At 39.6% G+C, this 19,812-nt stretch carries 19 protein-coding genes; 12 read left to right on the forward strand and 7 right to left on the reverse strand.

The genetic code is table 11. The features are described 5' to 3' along the window. The first annotated feature begins 33 nt into the window (after positions 1-33). From V5M36_RS14425 to V5M36_RS14445, 5 genes are all read left to right on the forward strand, one after another. Positions 34-654, forward strand: a complete 621-nt coding sequence (locus V5M36_RS14425) for an NUDIX domain-containing protein (protein ID WP_338560245.1) — start codon at positions 34-36, stop codon at positions 652-654. Between the two features lie 12 nt (positions 655-666). Continuing rightward, positions 667-1,470 carry a metallophosphoesterase gene (locus V5M36_RS14430; RefSeq protein ID WP_445206336.1) on the forward strand — a complete coding sequence of 268 codons (804 nt, stop codon included), beginning with the start codon at positions 667-669 and terminating at the stop codon, positions 1,468-1,470. 205 nt (positions 1,471-1,675) lie between these two features. Further along, positions 1,676-2,191: an RNA polymerase-binding protein DksA gene (gene dksA / locus V5M36_RS14435; RefSeq protein WP_338560249.1), complete on the forward strand. Its 516-nt coding sequence runs from the start codon at positions 1,676-1,678 to the stop codon at positions 2,189-2,191. Between the two features lie 2 nt (positions 2,192-2,193). Next, positions 2,194-3,126, forward strand: a complete 933-nt coding sequence (gene gluQRS, locus V5M36_RS14440) for a tRNA glutamyl-Q(34) synthetase GluQRS (protein WP_338560252.1) — start codon at positions 2,194-2,196, stop codon at positions 3,124-3,126. 138 nt (positions 3,127-3,264) lie between these two features. Continuing rightward, the gene (locus tag V5M36_RS14445; RefSeq protein WP_338560254.1) at positions 3,265-3,492 is read left to right on the forward strand and encodes a zinc ribbon domain-containing protein; all 228 of its coding nucleotides are present in this window, start codon (positions 3,265-3,267) and stop codon (positions 3,490-3,492) included. Between the two features lie 43 nt (positions 3,493-3,535). Here V5M36_RS14445 and ftsW read toward each other — a convergent pair whose 3' ends face one another. The 5 genes from ftsW to V5M36_RS14470 all read right to left on the reverse strand — a co-directional run bounded on the left by ftsW (position 3,536) and on the right by V5M36_RS14470 (position 8,826). After that, entirely contained in the window at positions 3,536-4,732 is a 1,197-nt protein-coding gene (ftsW, locus tag V5M36_RS14450; protein ID WP_338560256.1) for a putative lipid II flippase FtsW, read from the reverse strand. A gap of 19 nt (positions 4,733-4,751) precedes the next feature. Beyond that, a complete protein-coding gene (gene murD, locus V5M36_RS14455) occupies positions 4,752-6,098 on the reverse strand; it encodes a UDP-N-acetylmuramoyl-L-alanine--D-glutamate ligase (RefSeq protein ID WP_338560258.1) in 1,347 nt (448 codons plus the stop codon). Positions 6,099-6,273: 175 nt separating this feature from the next. Beyond that, on the reverse strand, positions 6,274-6,531 hold the full coding sequence (locus V5M36_RS14460; RefSeq protein WP_338560260.1) for a DUF6587 family protein: 258 nt from the start codon (positions 6,529-6,531) through the stop codon (positions 6,274-6,276). Between the two features lie 181 nt (positions 6,532-6,712). Then, a complete protein-coding gene (gene feoB / locus V5M36_RS14465; protein ID WP_338560261.1) occupies positions 6,713-8,569 on the reverse strand; it encodes a ferrous iron transporter B in 1,857 nt (618 codons plus the stop codon). Then, complete coding sequence (locus tag V5M36_RS14470) at positions 8,566-8,826, reverse strand: FeoA family protein (protein WP_338560263.1); 261 nt, start codon at positions 8,824-8,826, stop codon at positions 8,566-8,568. Before V5M36_RS14470 ends, feoB begins: the two co-directional genes overlap by 4 nt. 171 nt (positions 8,827-8,997) lie before the next feature. Here V5M36_RS14470 and xerD point away from each other — a divergent pair, with 171 nt between their 5' ends. The 4 genes from xerD (at position 8,998) to thrC (ending at position 13,487) form a co-directional block, all read left to right on the forward strand. Further along, entirely contained in the window at positions 8,998-9,915 is a 918-nt protein-coding gene (gene xerD, locus V5M36_RS14475; RefSeq protein ID WP_338560265.1) for a site-specific tyrosine recombinase XerD, read from the forward strand. A gap of 128 nt (positions 9,916-10,043) precedes the next feature. After that, positions 10,044-10,862, forward strand: coding sequence for a DsbC family protein (locus V5M36_RS14480; protein WP_338560267.1), 819 nt, complete (start codon positions 10,044-10,046; stop codon positions 10,860-10,862). 124 nt (positions 10,863-10,986) lie between these two features. Then, positions 10,987-12,291, forward strand: coding sequence for a homoserine dehydrogenase (locus V5M36_RS14485; protein ID WP_338560269.1), 1,305 nt, complete (start codon positions 10,987-10,989; stop codon positions 12,289-12,291). 56 nt (positions 12,292-12,347) lie between these two features. Next, the gene (gene thrC / locus V5M36_RS14490; protein WP_338560271.1) at positions 12,348-13,487 is read left to right on the forward strand and encodes a threonine synthase; all 1,140 of its coding nucleotides are present in this window, start codon (positions 12,348-12,350) and stop codon (positions 13,485-13,487) included. Between the two features lie 81 nt (positions 13,488-13,568). Here thrC and V5M36_RS14495 read toward each other — a convergent pair whose 3' ends face one another. After that, the gene (locus tag V5M36_RS14495) at positions 13,569-14,624 is read right to left on the reverse strand and encodes a serine hydrolase (RefSeq protein WP_338560273.1); all 1,056 of its coding nucleotides are present in this window, start codon (positions 14,622-14,624) and stop codon (positions 13,569-13,571) included. 221 nt (positions 14,625-14,845) lie between these two features. Here V5M36_RS14495 and gacA point away from each other — a divergent pair, with 221 nt between their 5' ends. Genes gacA through V5M36_RS14510 form a run of 3 tightly spaced genes read left to right on the forward strand, consistent with a single transcriptional unit; the run spans position 14,846 to position 18,498 of the window. Next, positions 14,846-15,481, forward strand: coding sequence for a response regulator transcription factor GacA (gene gacA / locus V5M36_RS14500; RefSeq protein ID WP_338560275.1), 636 nt, complete (start codon positions 14,846-14,848; stop codon positions 15,479-15,481). Positions 15,482-15,498: 17 nt separating this feature from the next. Next, positions 15,499-17,064 (forward strand): sensor histidine kinase, encoded by a 1,566-nt coding sequence (locus V5M36_RS14505; protein WP_338560277.1) that lies wholly within the window; start codon positions 15,499-15,501, stop codon positions 17,062-17,064. A 24-nt stretch (positions 17,065-17,088) separates the two neighbouring features. Next, positions 17,089-18,498 (forward strand): sigma-54-dependent transcriptional regulator, encoded by a 1,410-nt coding sequence (locus tag V5M36_RS14510; protein WP_338560279.1) that lies wholly within the window; start codon positions 17,089-17,091, stop codon positions 18,496-18,498. A gap of 108 nt (positions 18,499-18,606) precedes the next feature. Here the strand turns inward: V5M36_RS14510 and V5M36_RS14515 are convergent, their stop codons facing one another. Beyond that, positions 18,607-19,788: a S41 family peptidase gene (locus V5M36_RS14515; RefSeq protein ID WP_338560282.1), complete on the reverse strand. Its 1,182-nt coding sequence runs from the start codon at positions 19,786-19,788 to the stop codon at positions 18,607-18,609. Positions 19,789-19,812 lie beyond the last annotated feature (24 nt).

The raw sequence follows: 19,812 nt of genomic DNA on the forward strand, positions 1-19,812 counted from the left end.
TGAAGTGAACTTATTTCATCCTAACTTAAGCGAATGAAAATTTTAGAACAAGCGACTTATAACAACAATGATTTTGAAATTCAGTCTCGTGAGAATTTATATAAAGGCTTTATTGAAATAGAAAAAGTCGCTTTAAGACATCAACTTTTTAATCAATCTGAATATACAGCGCTCATTCAGCGTGAATTGGTTCACCGCAAAGAAGCGGCAGGTGTATTAATTTATAACGATCAACTTCAACGTTTTGCACTCATTGAACAATTTCGAGTGGGTGCAATTGATGACCCTATTTCCCCATGGCAACTTGAAATTATCGCAGGTGTGTTAGATGGCGATGAATCACCAGAAACTTGCATTCGTCGTGAAAGCTTAGAAGAATCAGGATGTGAAATAGACAAGCTAGAACATCTTTTTAGTTTTTATCCTTCAGCTGGGGCCTGTGACGAAATCTTTCATCTTTATGTGGCCCATGCAGAACTGCCAGAACACGGTGGAGTATTTGGTATGCCAGACGAGGGTGAAAACATTCAGCTCCATATCATCGAGTATCATCAACTGCCCGCATTACTCTCGTCTTCACGACTTCGTAATGCCCCAGTGATTATGGCTTTGCAATGGTTAAAGCAGCATATCGCAACGTGCTCACAGACTTGAGGACATACGATGATTCCATTCAAAAAAGCCAATGCTCATGAAAAAATAATTATCCAAATTACAGATACACATTTAATGGATGATCCTGAGAAAACATTTGTTGAAATGAATCCAGAGATCAGTTTTCATGCTGTGATCGAAGATGTTTTAGAAAAATATCCTGACATTGACGCCATAATTCATACGGGCGATTTAGCACAAGTTCCACGACCTGAGACCTATGCGCGCTATCAGTCTTATATGCGTCAGTTCAATATTCCTTTTTATCAAACGCCCGGCAATCATGATGATATAACGTATTTTCCTTTTGTATCACCAGACCCGATTCCTGCGATAATTAACGTGGGTGATTGGCGCATAGTATTACTCACTACAGCGGTTCCCCATAAAATAGATGGCTGGATTCAGCCAGAGCAATTGAGTCATCTTAAAATAATATTAGAGCAGAATAAGCAACATCCGATCTTGATCGGTTGTCATCATCATCCTTTGGAAATGAAATCGAGTTGGATTGATCATCATAAACTTAAAAATACCGAAGAGCTGACCGAAATATTAGCCACTTTTAATAATATCAAGACTGTGGTTTGTGGGCATGTGCATCAAGATTCATTGAATGTTTGGCGACATATTAAGTTTTTATCGACGCCTTCTACCTCAGTACAATTTAAACCGTTGAGTACTGAGTTTGCTTTAGATGACATCGCGCCAGGTTATCGAAGCCTCCTACTTAAAGAGAATGGTGAGTTTGAAACCAAGGTGCATCGCGTACAAAAATTCCGACAAAAATTTAACAAAGAAATTTCAGGCTATTAGCTTTTCTTTTCAACAGTTATAGATTAAGTTATCTGACCGAAAGGATTGATCTAATCGTGTAATAGATATTCATTGCTTTCATCTTGGATCAAATATCTATATGATGACGCCCCCAACGGAATGTTCTGTGGGAAGCGATAAAAACACTTGCATATCACCATATTTTTTGCGTATAGATGTATGCATATGATGAGGAATGCCCTGTATGGCGAATGACAACCAAAATCAAGTCTTGGAAGAAACCAACGTGGTTGCTGCGAAACGTGTACGTAAGACGAAACCAAAGGCGTCTGAAGGTGGTAAAGCAGCAAGTCTATTTGGCATTGATCCTTATCAGCCTAAGAAAAATGAAGAATACATGTCTGATGGTCAGCTTGAACACTTCCGAAAAATCTTATTGGCCTGGAAAGAAGATTTAATGTCAGAAGTGGATCGTACTTTAAATACGATGCAAGACGAGAACACCGCGTTACCTGATGTAAATGATCGTGCCACTCAAGAAGAAGAGTTTGCGATTGAATTGCGTACGCGTGACCGTGAACGTAAATTGATCCGTAAAATTGAGCAGTCAATTGATGCAATCAAAAATGATGACTACGGTTTCTGTGAAACTTGTGGTATCGAAATTGGTTTACGTCGTTTAGAAGCTCGCCCAACAGCGACCCTTTGTATTGACTGCAAAACTTTAGCAGAAATTAAAGAGAAGCAAAATAACGGTTAATTGTGACTGTTGATCATTTCTTGGCTGAGCCTAGCTCAGCTCATGCGCAGCAGCGAAACGATGTTTCGCAAATACGCTACTCAGGTCGGTTCGCGCCATCGCCAACCGGCCCTTTGCATTTCGGCTCACTCATAACAGCCGTTGCCAGCTATTGTGATGCAAAGTTCCATCAGGGTCGTTGGATTGTTCGTATTGAAGATACCGATATTCCACGCATCTACCCTGACAGTGAACAGCATATTCTCAGTAGTCTTGATGCGTTCGGATTTGAATCCGATGACACTATTATTTATCAAAAAGATCGTCTCGATTTATATGAATCTGTTTTAGATCAGCTCCAATCTCAAGATCTCATTTACGCCTGCCAATGTACTCGAAAAATGCTGGGTTCTAATCACATCTATGCAGGGACTTGCCGTGATTTAAATCTGCCATTCATAGCACGTGCCATTCGCGTTAAAGTGCGCAATCAATCCATTGGTTTCAACGACATTCTCCAAGGTCAGCAGTGTTCGAATTTATGCACCGACTTAGGTGATTTCGTTTTAAAAAGACGTGATGGCATTATTAATTACCAACTGGCCGTTGTGGTCGATGATTATTTACAAGGTATTACTCATGTCGTGAGGGGTGCTGATCTTTTGGACAATACTGCACGTCAAATATGGTTGGGGCAGTTGCTCGGTTATCCACCTTTAACGTATATGCACCTGCCTTTAGCTATGAATAAAGATGGCACTAAACTGTCAAAACAAAATTTAGCAGCGGCACTCGATATCAAACACGCGTCACAATTACTACTCGAAGCTATTCTTGCATTGGGACAACCTGCTGTCGATCTAGATCAGCCACAGCGTATGTTGCTTCAAGCTGTTGCGCAGTGGCAACGAAATTTGATTCCAGCTGGTACTCAAATTCAAGGAACATTTATTTAAGCACTATTTGTTCAAGCCACATTTATTCAATGAGCGTTTGTTTAAGCGACATTTTTAAAACCGTGTCATGATTACAAAGATCACTTGTGTCTGAGATAGAAATATCTTTCAATAGATTTTTATGATGATATTGAGCTTATGTTTTTTATTTTTGGTATCGGCCCGAAAACGCTTAAAACGGATAAAGGACAGTTTCACTGTCCTGTTTGTAAAAGCTATAGCACTTATGAGATCAAACAGCAGCGCAATTATTTTTCTTTATTTTTTATTCCTCTTATTCCGCTCTCCAAAGCCAAACAAGGTCAAGTGGTATGCTTAAATTGTGGAACACATATGCCGCCGATGGTGCTACATAATCAGTCATAACACCATCAGCATAGACGTATAATCATTGCCAGAACCGAAGCATTTAGAAGCTTGATTCTTCTTTGGTTGGATTCTTCACTTGCGTGGTGGAATCAATCTTCAACATCAAACTAATCATCACAGCACACATAATTAAAGATGAACCCCCGTAACTAATAAACGGTAAAGTTAAACCTTTAGTCGGCAAAACACCCATGTTCATACCTGCATTCACGATAATCTGTAATAAGAAAATAATACTGATACCGTAAGCCAAATAACCTGCACGTAAGTATTGGTGACGTAAAGCACGATGGCCAATTTTCACGCAGGTTGCCACCATTAAAAAGGATAAGCCTAAAACAACAGCGATACCTGCCAAACCAAACTCTTCAGCTAAAATTGCCAACATAAAGTCAGTATGTGCTTCAGGTAGATACGACATTTTTTGAATACTATGGCCTAACCCTACGCCAAACCATTCACCACGACCAAACGCCATAAGTGCGTTGGTTAATTGATAACCTGTACCCAATGGGTCAGCCCAAGGATTTGTGAACGAAATTAAACGCTCGAAACGATAAGGTTCAAACACCACCAAGAATACAAAAGCCGCTAAAATAGCGCCCAAAGCAATACCAAATTGAATCAGCGGAGCACCCGCCAAAAAGAAAACACCGAGCATAGTGAAAGCAATCACCACCGTTGCTCCCAGATCAGGCTCTGCAATAATCAGTCCCACGGTCAAAAGCATGATAACGCCTAAACGTATCAAACCCTTCACATTACTGCGGACTTCTTCAGAGCGACGAACCACATAATCCGCTGTGAATATTGCCATCATCACTTTGGCAGCTTCGGTCGGTTGGAAGGTAAAACCAGCAACACGAATCCAACGAGTCGAACCATTGACTTCTGAACCGATCAGCAAGACTGCGACCAATAAAGCAATGGTAATTAACCACAACGGAAATGTATTTTTGAACCAAACATTCAAAGAAACACGATAAACCAATAAAGCAGCAAAAAAAGCCACCACAATTGAAATTGCATGTCGAATGACATAATGGAATGGACTTTCATGCAATCTCTCTGCATATGGCATAGATGCAGACCCAACCATGACCGTTCCAATACACAGTAAAGCGATTACACAAAAGATCAGAACATTCTTTGTCGTCATCTCTTCCGGAACTTTAGGAAGCCACCGGTTATATGCTTGTGAAAATTTTTCAATTGCCGTCTGAGTTAACCCAGCCATATCGTCTTCCTTATTATTTTTAATTCAGTTCATTCACAAGATTAACAAACTGACGTCCACGTTCAGGGTATCCGCTAAACATATCAAAACTTGCACATGCTGGAGATAACAGAACCACATCGTTGCTTTGAGTGTGTTGTTGACATAGCATCACCGCCTCTTTTAAAGATTGCGCATGTAAAATACTTGTCGTATCTTTAATAGCCTCTTCAATTAACAGACGATCCTCACCAATCAATACCGCTGTTTTGGAATATTGAGATAATGAGTCGCGTAATGCTTTAAAATCTTGGCCTTTACCTTGACCACCGAGAATGATCGCAACTTTTGCGCCTTGAGACTCAATTGCTGCACCTAAACCATCTAAAGCCGCTAAGGTCGCACCAATATTGGTACCTTTAGAATCATTATAATAGCGTACGCCCTGCACTTCTTTGACAAATTCACAGCGGTGCTCTAAACCCTTAAAGGTTTTTAATGTTTCCAGCATCACATCTAGAGGCAATGAAATAGCTTCGCCTAATGCCAAACATGCCAAAGCATTGGCAATGTTATGCAAGCCTTGCATATACATGTCTGTACTTTTCAACAAGCGCTCACGACCACGTGCCAACCAAATCGTGCCATCCAAATCACGTAATACACCAAACTGATTCATATCAGGTGCATTTAATCCAAAGCTTTGCATTGGGGTCGCATCTGGAACCAATGGACGGGTTAATGAGTCATCGCGATTATAGACAACTTTTTTTACACCCTGAAAAATACGATGCTTCGCCGTATGATAGCCAAACATATCGCCGTGACGATCTAGATGATCTTCACTTATATTTAATACGACAGCCACTTCTGCATTGAGATGAGATGTTGTTTCAAGCTGAAAACTCGAAAGCTCTAAAATATAAAGATCTGGATCATCGTTGGTTAAATCCAAAGCAGGTCGACCTAAGTTTCCGCCAACCGCAACTTTCACCCCTGCATCTGCTGCCATCAATCCAATCAATGTGGTCACTGTGCTTTTCGCATTTGAACCAGTAATTGCAACGATGGGTTTGTCTGTCATACGGCGTAAAATTTGAATTTCACTGACGACAGGAATACCTTGGTCGATCGCAGCTTGAATTTCGGGTTGTTTAGGATCGAGCCCAGGACTAATAATAATTTCTTCTGCTTGTAATAATAAGTCTTGGTCAAATTGTCCAAAACTGGTTTGTACATCTGCTGGGATTTGATTATGCCCAGGTGGGACAGCTCGAGAGTCTGTTACTGCAACACGGTAGCCTTTTTCATGCAAGAAATTGACTGCTGAAACTCCCGATATACCTAGCCCAGCAACAACTTTTAATCCACCACGTTGTATTAACATTTTGCCCCACCAGCATGTATTTTTTAAAATCTACAAAATGTTAGCACTTTGCCGTTTTGATTGCTTTTTTTGTTTCGTCTTTCAAACATTATTTTTGTGTCAGACCGTAAAAAGCCGTCAAATTTGACGGCTTTTTAACACACTGCTAAAACATGTTGGAATTAGTGAAATTAAATTATTTCCATTTCACTGCTTGAACTTCTACTTTTTGAGCAGATTTTGGACCATCCTCTTGTGCATCACAGCCACAGTTTCCACCACAACCTGCTGCCGCAGCTGGTTTTAGCCAATTTCCAACTCTCATCCAGCCTCGACTTGTACATGCCGTCGACAATAAAGAAAAAAATGAGTTTGATGTCTGCGGGAAAACTTTCTTAAACACCACCAATGCGCTCCATAGCACTAGAGCAGCGACAATCAATGTTTCAACCATTTCAATCTCCTGATTTTTTATCCAATGTTTACTGCATAAAACTCAGCGCTACGTTTAAACCGCTTTGAAGCGAACTTAAAACCACTTTTAAAAATGCTCATCTACTCAATGTCATTTTTCAACGTTTAGCTTAGGTTTGCACTGAGCTAAGGTTGGCACTGAGCTTAAATTTGAACTGAACTTAAGCCCAGTAATGTGTCGCAACCTGATAAGTCAAGTAAGACATGAGATAAGCCAAACCAAATAAATAGGCTGTCATAATCCCAACAGTTTTCCATGAACCTGTTTCACGCTTAATGGTTGCCAAGGTCGCCAAACAATGGGGTGCATAAATAAACCAAACCAATAAAGACAAACCTGTTGCCAACGACCAACCTAAATCGCCACCACCACTAATGATGCTAGACAAACCTTCGGTCATTGCATCTTCATCTACAGCAGATAATGCATAGACGGTACCCAATGCAGCCACGACAACTTCACGCGCTGCCATAGCAGGAATCAAGGCAATACAGATTTGCCAGTTGAAACCAAGTGGCGCAAAAATTGGTTGGATCAAATGACCTAACATACCTGCCAATGAATAATCAATCGCGGGCAAAGTCGCACCTTCTGGTGGTTGCGGGAAAGTACACAAGAACCAAAGAATGATCGATAAGGCAAAGATAATGCCACCGACACGTTTTAAGAAGATTTTCGCACGGTCAAGTAGACCGATGAAAACACTTCTAATATCTGGAAAACGATAACTCGGTAATTCCATCAATAAAGTGTGCTGAGATTTGTCCTTTTGGAAAAACTTCATCACAAATGAGACCGCTAAAGCGCTCACGATGCCTGCCATATATAAAGCAAACAACACTAAACCTTGTAAATTAAAGATACCCCAAACGGTATGTGCAGGTATAAACGCTGCAATCAATAAGGCATATACAGGGAGGCGTGCTGAACACGTCATTAACGGCGCAACAAAAATGGTGGTTAGACGATCACGCGGATCTGAAATACTCCGGGTTGCCATAATCCCAGGAATGGCACAGGCAAAGCTTGAGAGTAGTGGAATAAAGGCACGACCAGAAAGTCCTGCTTTAAACATTAACTTATCCAGCAAGAATGCAGCTCGTGGCAAATAACCCGACTCTTCTAATACCAAAATAAAGAAGAATAGAATTAGAATTTGCGGTAAGAACACCACGACACCACCAGCACCCGCAATCACACCATCGACCACTAGACTGTTCAGCATAGGATGCGCAATCCAACCACCGATCACTTCACCCAACCAGCCAAAGAAAGTTTCAATACCATCCATAAAGGGTGCAGCCCAAGCAAATACAGCTTGGAAAACCACAAACATCATGACAGCAAGACTGACTAGACCTAAAACGGGATGAAGGAAAATTTTATCTAAAAAGTCTGAACGCTTATCTTCTTGCTCAACAAATTGCACCACATCATTCATGATGATTGAGATTTGTTGATGATGATCGCCCTTTAAACCACTAAGCTCAGTATGCGGCGTGGCATACTTACCTTGCTCTAAGGCATTCATCAGATTTTCAATGCCAGAATTGCGCACTGCAACAGTTTCAACAACAGGAATACCGAGACGCTGAGCTAATTTTTGACTATTAATTTGGATACCACGACGGCGAGCCTCATCCATCATGTTAAGCACCAACAGCATTGGACGACCAAGTTCGATCATTTCCAAAACCAAGCCCAAATGTAAGCTTAAGTTGGTTGCATCAACAACACACAAGAACGCATCTTGTTGTCCTTCTTCGGCAATTTTGCCCTGAACAACATCACGGGTGATCGCTTCATCTGGACTGGTTGCATTTAAGCTGTACGTTCCAGGTAAATCGAGTACGCGTACTGCCTGTGCAGATGGCAGCTTAAAATGACCTACTTTACGTTCAACAGTAACACCCGCATAGTTTGCAACTTTTTGGCGTGTTCCTGTTAAATGATTAAATAATGAAGTTTTACCACAGTTAGGATTACCAACAAGGGCAATACGTAAGGCATCGCTCATGCCGTGACTCCCGATTCTATTTCAATTTTTTCAGCTTCAATTTTACGTAATGCGAAACGCGTAAATCCGATTTGAATTAAAATAGGATCACCACCAAAAATACCTTTTGTAATCACTTGAACAGATGTACCGGGGATAAAACCCAGCGTTTCCAAGCGACTTGCTACAAGATCGGGTTGAGTTTGTGTATCTTGTGAATGACGATTCACTTTCACAATGACACCTTTCTCCTTCACTTTTAAATCAGATAAACGCACCGTCGTGTTCCTAAATACTTTTGCACAGTATACAAACAAATGAGAATAATTAACAAATAAGGTTTAGTTGCAACTTGGGTTCTTTTAACACATCGACATGACTTTAAAATTACACTAAAGTGAGCCGAGTCGAATTACTCCATTGATTTATTAATAGAAGTTTTGTACATCATGTTAAATAAAAAACCACGTATTCCGACTGCAGTCATCATACCCCCTGAACTCTCTTTTTTGCAGAGTTTTAGAGATTATCTGATCGCTCATACTGTGAGCCCTCATACGCGCAATGCATATTTATCCGATTTAATTCAATGCAGTATTTCTGTAAACAAGGTCATGACCGAATGGAATCATGATGACATTTCAGATGTCTTAATTGATCTGACCAAACAAGGTAAAAGTCCCCGTTCGATTGCACGCGCACTGTCAGCCCTACGTTCGTTCTTTAAATTTATGCGTGAACAAAACCTACGCTCGGATAATCCAGTTGAAGCCCATAAAACACCAAAACTAGGTCGCGCTTTACCTAAAGATTTATCTGAAAAGGATGTTGAGGCACTAATTCACGCCCCTGATACCAGTACTGCACTCGGCTTAAGAGATCGTGCAATGTTTGAAGTGCTCTACGCTTGTGGTCTGCGTGTCAGTGAGTTAATCAATCTCAGGATCGATCTGATTAACCTCAATCAAGGTTATTTAAGAATTCTTGGAAAAGGCAATAAAGAACGTTTGGTTCCTCTAGGGCAAATCGCAGCTGAATGGATTGAAAAATATATCAATGAAGCTCGTCCAGAATTATATAAATTCGCCACTGATTATTTATTTTTAACTCAACAAGGCGCCATCATGAGTCGACAAAACTTTTGGTATGCGATTAAACGTTATGCCCTGATTGCGAATATTCAGAACGACTTATCACCTCACACCTTAAGACATGCTTTTGCCACACATTTACTCAATCACGGCGCAGATTTACGTGTTGTTCAAATGTTACTGGGTCATAGTGATTTATCGACGACACAGATCTATACACATGTTGCTCAAGTCCGTATGCAGCAATTACACGCCAAGCATCATCCTCGCGCTTAGAAATATTTCTTTGTAGAAAATGCTTCAAATGTCAATCTGGTGTCGTTCATCAAGATTTCATTATTCTGTTAATTTTTTTGTTATGCTAACGCACTACAAAATAATGTTCAAAACTTAAAGGGTTGTTTATGCACTTTACCCGTTCAAAATTAGCCATCATGTCAGTACTCTCAGCCAGCCTAATGATAACGGCTTGCTCTAACTCAGAAAATGCTAAAAAAAACAATGATGGAACTTTAACTGCGACTGCACCAGCCACAGGTCAAGCTTCTAATCTCACTGAACGTAATGCACAACAACGTTTGATTAAAACTTTAGAAAAGAACTTCAAAACGGCCAATATCAATGCCAAAATTATTGATATCAAACCCACTGAATTAGCCAATATCTATTGGGTAAACTTGGAAGGCATGGCACCCGTCTACACCACCAGTGACGGTCAATATATTATGCAAGGTGATCTTTTACGTTTAGGTGATAAAACAATTATCAATGTAAATGACGCTTTTCAATCTGAAATCAGCAAAAAATTACTCTCTGAATTGAAAGTAGAAGACCTGATTGTTTATCCAGCTCAAGGGAAAACAAAGCATGTTGTCTATATCTTTACTGACATTAGCTGTCCGTATTGCCACAAATTACATGAACATATGGCTGAAATTAACAGTAAAGGTATCGAAGTTCGTTATATTGCTTGGCCACGTGGCGACCAATTCATTCCTGCAATGGAAAGTGTTTGGTGTAGTAAAGATCGTAAAGCTGCTTTTGCCCAAGGTATTGCAGGCGTTGAGCTACCACCTGCATCTTGCAAAAACCCAGTACGTGATCAATATCAAATCGGCTTAAACATGGGTGTGAATGGAACGCCTGCAATTTACAGCATGGATGGACTTTATCTCGGTGGTTATATGACTGCAGATGAAATATTAAACCGTTTAAATAACTAATATTAATAGGTTAAATTACTGTTTTTTATACATTGAGATTAAAGTAGATTTGCCTAGAGTCTGGCCCATTTTTTAGCTATGATCTAGGCTGAATAAAATTTGTTATCTATTTTTGGAGTGTGACGTGAAACCAGTTCGTCTGGCTATACTCGGTCTTGGGACCGTAGGTGGTGGAGCCCTTAAACTATTACAAGAAAACGCTGCTGAAATTAGACGTCGCACCGATCGAGAAATTCGAGTTACCCATGTCGGTACTCGCCGTCCACGTCCAGATCTAAACCTTGCAGACTCAGTCAAACAAAGTTCTGATTTGATGGACATCGTGCGTCAACCTGATGTTGATGTCGTGGTCGAAGTGATGGGCGGAATTCATCCTGCTTATGAAATCATCATGGAAGCCATGAAAAATGGTAAGCACATTGTTACAGCGAATAAAGCATTACTCGCTGAACATGGTACTGCACTGTTTAAAGCGGCAGATGAATATAAAGTGCAAATTGCCTATGAAGCAGCTGTTGCTGGTGGTATTCCGATTATCAAAGTTATTCGTGAAGGCTTAGCTGCCAATCGTATTGACTGGTTAGCCGGGATCATCAACGGTACGGGTAATTTCATTCTTTCAGAAATGCGTGAAAAAGGCCGTGCTTTTGAAGATGTACTTAAAGAAGCACAAGAGCTAGGTTATGCAGAAGCAGACCCAACTTTTGACGTTGAAGGTATTGATGCTGCACATAAGCTTACCTTATTGGCATCAATTGCATTTGGTATTCCACTTCAGTTTGATAAAGTCTTCACTGAAGGTATCAGCAAAATTACTGCACAAGATGTTAAGTATGCTGAGGAATTAGGCTTCCGTATCAAACATTTAGGTATCGCCCGTCGTGCTGAAACAGGCATTGAACTTCGTGTTCATCCGACTTTGATTCCAGCAGAAGAATTATTGGCAAATGTAAATGGCGTTAAAAATGCTGTTTTAGTCCAATCAAATGCTGTGGGTCCAACATTGTATTACGGCGCAGGCGCTGGTGCTGGTCCGACTGCATCGGCAGTTGTGGCAGATATTGTCGATATTGTTCGTGACATTCTCTATACAGAAGATGGTGCGGGAACAATTCCACAATTAGCATTTGAAAACTTATCTGACTTACCTATTTTAAGTCGTGAAGAAATGACGACTGGCTATTACATTCGTATTAATGCAGAAGATCAAAACGGCGTACTTGCAGATGTCACCACGATTTTAAGTCGTGCAGGTATTAGTATTGATGCGATTATGCAACAGCCTCGCTTAAAAGACCTCATTCCGATTGTGATTTTGACTGATCCAATCAAAGAATCGATCATGGATGAAGTGCTTTCTCAGATTCAAGCTTTACCTGTCATTCATGGCGAAATTGTGCGAATTCGTTTAGAATCGCTTGATAATTAATCGGTTTGAGGGGAGAATTCCCCTAGCCAAGCTCTACATACAATTGGAACATCCTCATGTCGAATCCAAATCGTTATACTGGTTTAGTTGACCGTTATCGCGACCGTTTACCAGTATCTGCTACAACTCGTGCAATCTCTTTAGGCGAAGGTAATACGCCACTGATTAAGCTTGAGAATATTCCTGGCATTATTGGTAAAGATGTTGAAATTTATGTGAAGTACGAGGGCTTAAACCCGACTGGTTCATTTAAAGACCGTGGTATGACCATGGCTGTCACCAAAGCCGTAGAAGATGGCTCTAAAGCGATTATCTGTGCCTCTACGGGGAACACTTCTGCTGCTGCTGCTGCGTATGCTGCTCGTGCAGGCATCAAAGCATTTGTCCTTATTCCCGAAGGCAAAATTGCTATGGGTAAAATGGCGCAAGCAATGATGTATGGTGCGATTACCATGCAAATCCGCGGTAACTTTGATGATGGTATGCGTCTGGTTAAAGAAGTCGCTGATCAAGCACCAGTGACGATTGTAAACTCAATCAATCCATATCGTTTACAAGGTCAAAAAACCATTGCTTACGAAATCGTTGAAGCACTTGGCCGTGCACCTGATTACCACTGCCTACCTGTTGGTAATGCAGGGAACATCACTGCGCACTGGATGGGCTATACAGAAGCCATTGCGAATCAGCCAAAAGAGCAGTTTGAAGCTGTAATTTATGATGCTGAAACAGATCAGTTTACAGGTCCTAAGCCTGCTGGCTTGCCAATTATGGCAGGTTACCAAGCTTCAGGTGCTGCACCATTCTTACGTGGTGGTCCAGTTGAAAACCCTGAAACAGTGGCTACTGCGATTCGTATTGGTAATCCACAAAGTTTTAATCATGCTAAAGCTGTAGTGCGTGATTCGAATGGTTGGTTTGATGAACTCACAGATACTGAAATTCTTGAAGCACAACGCCTTCTTTCAATGTACGAAGGTGTGTTTGTTGAACCTGCTTCTGCTGCTTCTCTTGGCGGTGCAATCCGTGACATTAAAACAGGCAAAATTAAAGAAGGTTCAGTGATTGTTTGTACGGTTACAGGTAATGGTCTTAAAGATCCTGATACTGCAATCAAGCAATGTGCTGATGCTGTGATGTTGTCTATTGATGCGACAATGGCACAAGTGAAAGAGTCAATTCTTTCTAATATGTAATGTATTCAGAAAACAAAAAACCCTGCACTTGCAGGGTTTTTTTTTATAAAGATAAGAATATAGATAAAGAATAAAATATTCTTAAATTCGTTTCGGCAACTGACTTGCCCAATTCATCAAACGTACAGCATCATCATTGCGCGCCTGAGTGTTGCTCGCCCCAAGTAGAACAACTACAGCAGGTCGTGAATTTAGAGTGGTATGCATCACGACACAGCGTCCTGCTTCATTAATAAAGCCAGTCTTGGAAATATTAATATTCCAACCACCATTACGGACTAAAGAGTTTGTATTATTCGATTTCAAGACGCGATATCCTAAATTGAAATCGTAGCTGGCAGTTGTTGAAAATTGACGAATCAAACCATATTGTGAAGCTGCACTCACCAAAATACCCAAATCACGCGCAGAAGCCACATTACGTGGATCTAAACCACTTGATTCAGTGAAGTAACTTGCGTTCATACCCAATGAGCGTGCTTTGGCATTCATCGCGGAAACAAAGGCTGTACGACCCCCTGGATAAGTACGTGCAAGTGCCGCAGCAGCTGGATTTTCAGACTTCATGAGTGCAAAAAGCAAAGCTTCCGCTCGATTCATCGAATCTCCTGCACGTAAGGTTGAGCTTGAATTTTTTCCACCAGCCCCAGCAAAATCAATACTTTGTAATGTAATGTTTTCAGACATATTCAATTTTGCATCAGCGATCACAACCGCTGTCATCAATTTAGTCACTGATGCAATTGGTAAAGCAGTATTGGTATTTTTACTGAATAGAACTTCACCCGTTTGTGCATCCATCACCAAAGCGGCGCGTGCATTTACAGAAGGCTGATTACTATAACTACTGGTGTCTAAAATACGAACCGTTTGCGATGTTGGATTTTGTGCTACAGCGCCATTTGACTTACGAATCGTAGTGGTAACCGTCGTTGTCGCTTGAGGTGTTACTTCTTCAAAAGATGTGGAACTGTCACTATTTAACAATTGATTAACATCTTCTGATGACCAATTGATAGAAGCTTGCCCTGTTGTATTAGGCGAAATATTCACAAGTTCTGCAAAGCTCAATGAGCTTAAACTGAGTAGTACCGATGCGCTCAGTACTTTCATTAACGTTTTTCTAGAGTTTTTCACGATAACTTACTCATCTCAGGGAGGTTTTTTGCTTCATTGCCAAACACCTCAAATATGACTTACATTTACACGCAAACGTGATTAATATTAAACCACGTGATTATGCACAATATTTTTAGTAAAGATTAGGAATAGGATTGCTATTTTTGTTACCACAATGCAAGTTATTTTTGCATCATGTAACAAAAAACTTGCGTTTTGAAAAATTTTAGGAGGTGTATGTGATCACAGTTTTAGTCGTAGATGACCATGAGTTGGTTCGAACTGGTATTTGTAGAATGCTAGAAGACCAATCAGATATTCAAGTCATTGGACAAGCTGAATCAGGAGAAGATGCCATTAGCTTGGTCCGTCAACATCATCCTAACGTCGTTCTTTTAGACGTCAACATGCCAGGCATAGGCGGCGTTGAGACCACTCGACGTTTACTGCAAACAGCGCCAAATACCAAAGTTCTTGCCGTCAGTGGTTTGGCTGAAGAGCCTTATCCATCATTATTATTAAAAGCGGGTGCTCGTGGTTACATCACCAAAGGTGCGCCAATCACAGAAATGGTGCGTGCCATTAATAAAGTCATGCAAGGCGGCAAATATTTTAGTGCCGATATTGCTGAACAATTGGCAAGTTCATATTTATCCGATACACAAACTTCACCTTTCGATGCACTGTCAGAGCGTGAAATGCAAGTGGCGATGATGGTTGTGAACTGCATTAGTGCACAAGAAATTTCAGATAAATTATTTGTAAGTGTGAAGACTGTAAATACGTACCGCTATCGTATTTTTGAAAAATTAGGTTTGGACAGTGATGTGAAATTAACGCATTTGGCGATTCGTTATGGCTTGATCAAACCTTAACTTGAGCTGAGTTTTCAATGATGTCTATCGTCTCAATACCAATCTACCAGACTATTTATCGTCTTGGTTCATTGTATGCAAGTTATCGATTAATAATTGCCCTCAGTTTAACGCTTATTTTTAAACTCACAATGGACGTGAGTATTGAAGATTATCAATATCCAAATCTATATTTTTACACGCTGATTGTTTTTACATTTTGTAGCTTATTACAGATTATATTTCTTAAATATTTTCCGCATGTAATTGGAAAACAATTTTTAGCATTGTTTTTAATCGATTTAATTTACTTAAGTTCACTGACTTTCGCGCTTGGAGGACCGAATATTGCGATTGGCTTATTGTTTGTTATCTCGGTTTTTATTTCAAATTTTTTACTCAGTAAAAATCAGGCGCTTTTTATCACCTTAATTGCGGTTATTTGCGTAATTTATCAACAAATTGTGGGTAGCCTATTTACTGATACCAGCCTCAATAATATTAGTAATAGTGCCTTACTGGCTTTTTTATTTTTTGTGGTCTACGCCATTGGTCAGTTTTCCATCCAACGCTTTCGATTGATGGAAACATTGAATACCTTACAAGCCAATGAACTATTTCAACTTCAAAATATTAATCGATATATTCTAGAACAAATTGAAATAGGCTATTTGGTTTTAGATGATGAATTCAAAATTATCGTAAGTAACCCCGCAGCCTGCACATTACTCGGCATTTCACCGCTCTATGTCAATGAAAAATTTAATCTTGCCAAAGTTCATCCCGATTTATATGAAATTTTGAATCATTCTACAAATTTAGACGGCGAGCGTTTTAAATTTGAATCACAACAAAGCTCATACTTGATGGATGTGCGCATTCAAAAATTAATTGTGCCACATCAAGCTCTGACACTCTTAATTTTAGAGGATTCTCAAAAATTAAATCAGAAAGTTCAGAAACTGAAGCTCGCTGCATTGGGACAATTAACCGCCAGTATTGCCCATGAAATCCGAAATCCATTGGCTGCGATTGTACAGGCCAATGAACTTAATCAAAATCTGGATTCGGAACAAGTCTTACTCAATCAAATCATCTCAAAACAAGCACTGCGTATCGATAAAATTATTAAAGATACCTTGGGTATGGTCAATAATAAAAAAACAAAAACCAGTCGAATTGATCTCAATACTTTTTTTAACGATTTAATTCACAATGATCTTCATGACGTCAAACATCAAATTAAAATTCAAATCGAACAAAAAATTTACGTTTATTTTGATGAGTCACAATTAAGCCAAGTACTCATTAATCTTATTCGTAATGCAATTCGCCATAATTCAACTCATGCCGATTTTATTAGCATAGATATTTTTAATGATGACCATCATAGCTTTATAGATGTCATCGATTATGGTAAAGGTATTGATAAACATAATTTATCTCAAATTTTTCAACCATTTTTTAGTACCGAAATCAATGGAACTGGTTTAGGATTATATTTATCTCAAATTTTTTGTGAGGCCAATGAAGCCACACTGAATTATATCGAGCAAGAACACGCAGGCGCATGCTTTAGAATTGCATGCCAAAGAATAGCTTAATTTAGAGTTGAGTTTTTTGGGGATATGGGCAAACAACCTTTAGTCTTACTGGTCGATGATGAGCCAGATTTATGTAAACTCATGCAAATGAGTTTGTCGCGTATGGGGATCAAAACCCATATGGCCCACCACTTAAAGCAAGCGAAAGATTTCTTTGATGAGTATCGATATGATGCATGTATCACCGATTTTAATCTGCCCGATGGTAATGGTTTAGAACTGATTCGTTTCGTCACACAAAATTATCCTAAAACACCGATTGCGGTACTGACTGCCTATGCAAACATGGAATTGGCCATTTCTGCACTAAAATCTGGTGCCTTTGATTTTGTCAGCAAACCCATTAATCAGCAGCATTTACAACAACTTGTAATTAAAGCACTGCATATTCCTCCAGTCGATCAATCACAAGGCCTAAAACCCTTAGAAGAAACTTTACTCATGGGTGAATCTGAGCAAATAATACAATTGAGAGAGTCGATAAAAAAAATAGCACGCTCCCAAGCGCCCGTCTTTATCACAGGCGAATCAGGTACTGGAAAAGAAGTGGTTGCAAAGCTCATTCATCAGCTCAGTAATCGCGAAAATGGTCCATTTGTTACCATCAATTGTGGCGCTATTTCTGAAGAGCTGTTAGAAACTGAATTGTTCGGCCATACCAAAGGGTCTTTTAGTGGTGCAACTGAGGACAAGCTCGGACTCATTCAAGCCGCAGATAGCGGTAGCCTTTTTTTAGATGAAATTGCTGAATTATCTTTGCCTATGCAGGCTAAATTATTACGTGCAGTCCAAGAAAAGAAAATTAGACCATTCGGAAGTGATAAAGAAATAGATGTTGATTTTAGAATTATTAGTGCCAGCCATCAAAATTTAGAAGATTTGGTGCAGCAAGGTAAATTTAGACAGGATTTATTCTTCCGTATTCATGTCATGGATTTATTCATTGCGCCACTGCGCGAACGACAAAGTGATATTTTAATTTTAGCTCAACATTTTATTCAAAAAATATGTGCCGAATGGGGTATAGAACCCAAAACACTGACGGATGAAGCCAAACAGTTTTTACTCCAACATCGCTTTTCAGGCAATGTGCGTGAGTTGAAAAACATGCTTGAAAGAGCAATTACATTAACAGATGATGTAAGGGTTGATCGAAATCACTTTGCTGCACCTAAACCTAAAACTCCTCACGAACAGCCATTATCGACTCATGTGGCGCACAAAAATGATGAACAAGCCGTTTCCACCAATGCGCCCTCAAAGATACCCGAGGAAGGCTTAGAGCAATATTTAGAGAAAGTTGAAAAAGAAGTCTTAATCAATGCACTCAATATGACACATTGGAATAGAACAATGGCTGCAAAAAAACTCGGTATGACCTTTCGTTCTTTGCGCTATCGTCTAAAAAAGTTCGGACTGGATACAGAGGACTAATCTGTTTTTGGCTCTATGCTTGATTCTTTGATTCTTTGATTCTTTGATTCTTTGATTCTTTGATTCTTTGATTCTTTGATTCTAGTATTTGGGCAGTATCTATAAAAATTATAATTTTGATTTTAATAAAAGTTCTGCAACATCATTTACATAACTTTCTTCTTTCATTTCTATCGGCCATACGTATTGAATATTCGGTTGGATCCCTTGCCCTTCAATATTACTTCCTCTCGGAGTCAGATAATGTGAAACCGTCATTTGTAATGCCGCACCATTTTCTAAAGGGAATAATTTCTGTACAACCCCTTTTCCATAGCTTTTTTCACCAATAATCACTGCACGTTTATGGTCCTTCATTGCCGCAGTAAAAACCTCAGCAGCAGAGGCCGAACGCTGGTTAATCAATACGCCTAATTTTATGTTTTCAAACTCATCACCGGGTAAAGCTTGAAATTGCTGGTCACCCTCAGAGCGGCTTTTGGTAGAGACAATTAAGCCTTGATTGAGAAATAAATCGGCTGTTTCAACAGCAGAAGACAGTAAGCCTCCAGGATTATTTCGTAAATCAATCAATACCGCTTTCACGCGTTGAGTTGGATATTCGTCAATATAACGTTTAATTTCACTGGCTGTGTCTTGCTGAAAGACTTTCACTTTTAAAACCAAAACTTGATTGCTCAGTAAGGTCGACTGAATGTCAGCAACATCTAGTTTTTGATTACGTACGATGGTGAGAGGTGGGCTATTGACGTTGAGCTGTAATTGAATTGTGGTCCCGATTGACCCCTTCAGCAAGTCATCAATCTGACCTTCATTCCGATTTTTAAGCTCTTTATTATCAATCTTATAAATCGTAAATCCATTTTTCAAACCCAATTTAAAAGAATCTGAATCTTCTTTAAGATTATGAATATGCCATTGTGACTTCGCTGAATCAAAGACTAAATCAAAGTCAACTGTGGCTAAATCACCTTCAGTATATTGCAACAATTGACGATAATCTTCCGCAGATAAGTATCTCGAATAGCGATCTAAACCAGAGACTAAACCTTGGATTGCTTGAAGAAATAGAGCGTCATCAGATTTTTCACTGACATAATTCGATTTAACGGTTCCATAAATCTGAACAAATTGTTGTATCGATTCGATTGGAACTTCAGAAGTGTTTTCAATGATTTCTTCATCAAAGCCTAAGTCTACCGAAGTCTTATTTTCCGCAGACCAAACTGAATGATTCATTCCTAACAACAAAGCTGTTAGCAAAACGCGATATGTTAAAGTTTGAATCATTCAGACGTCCTTATTTTTCTTTAC

This window comes from Acinetobacter sp. KS-LM10, from assembly GCF_036896575.1.
GTDB lineage: Bacteria > Pseudomonadota > Gammaproteobacteria > Pseudomonadales > Moraxellaceae > Acinetobacter > Acinetobacter avistercoris.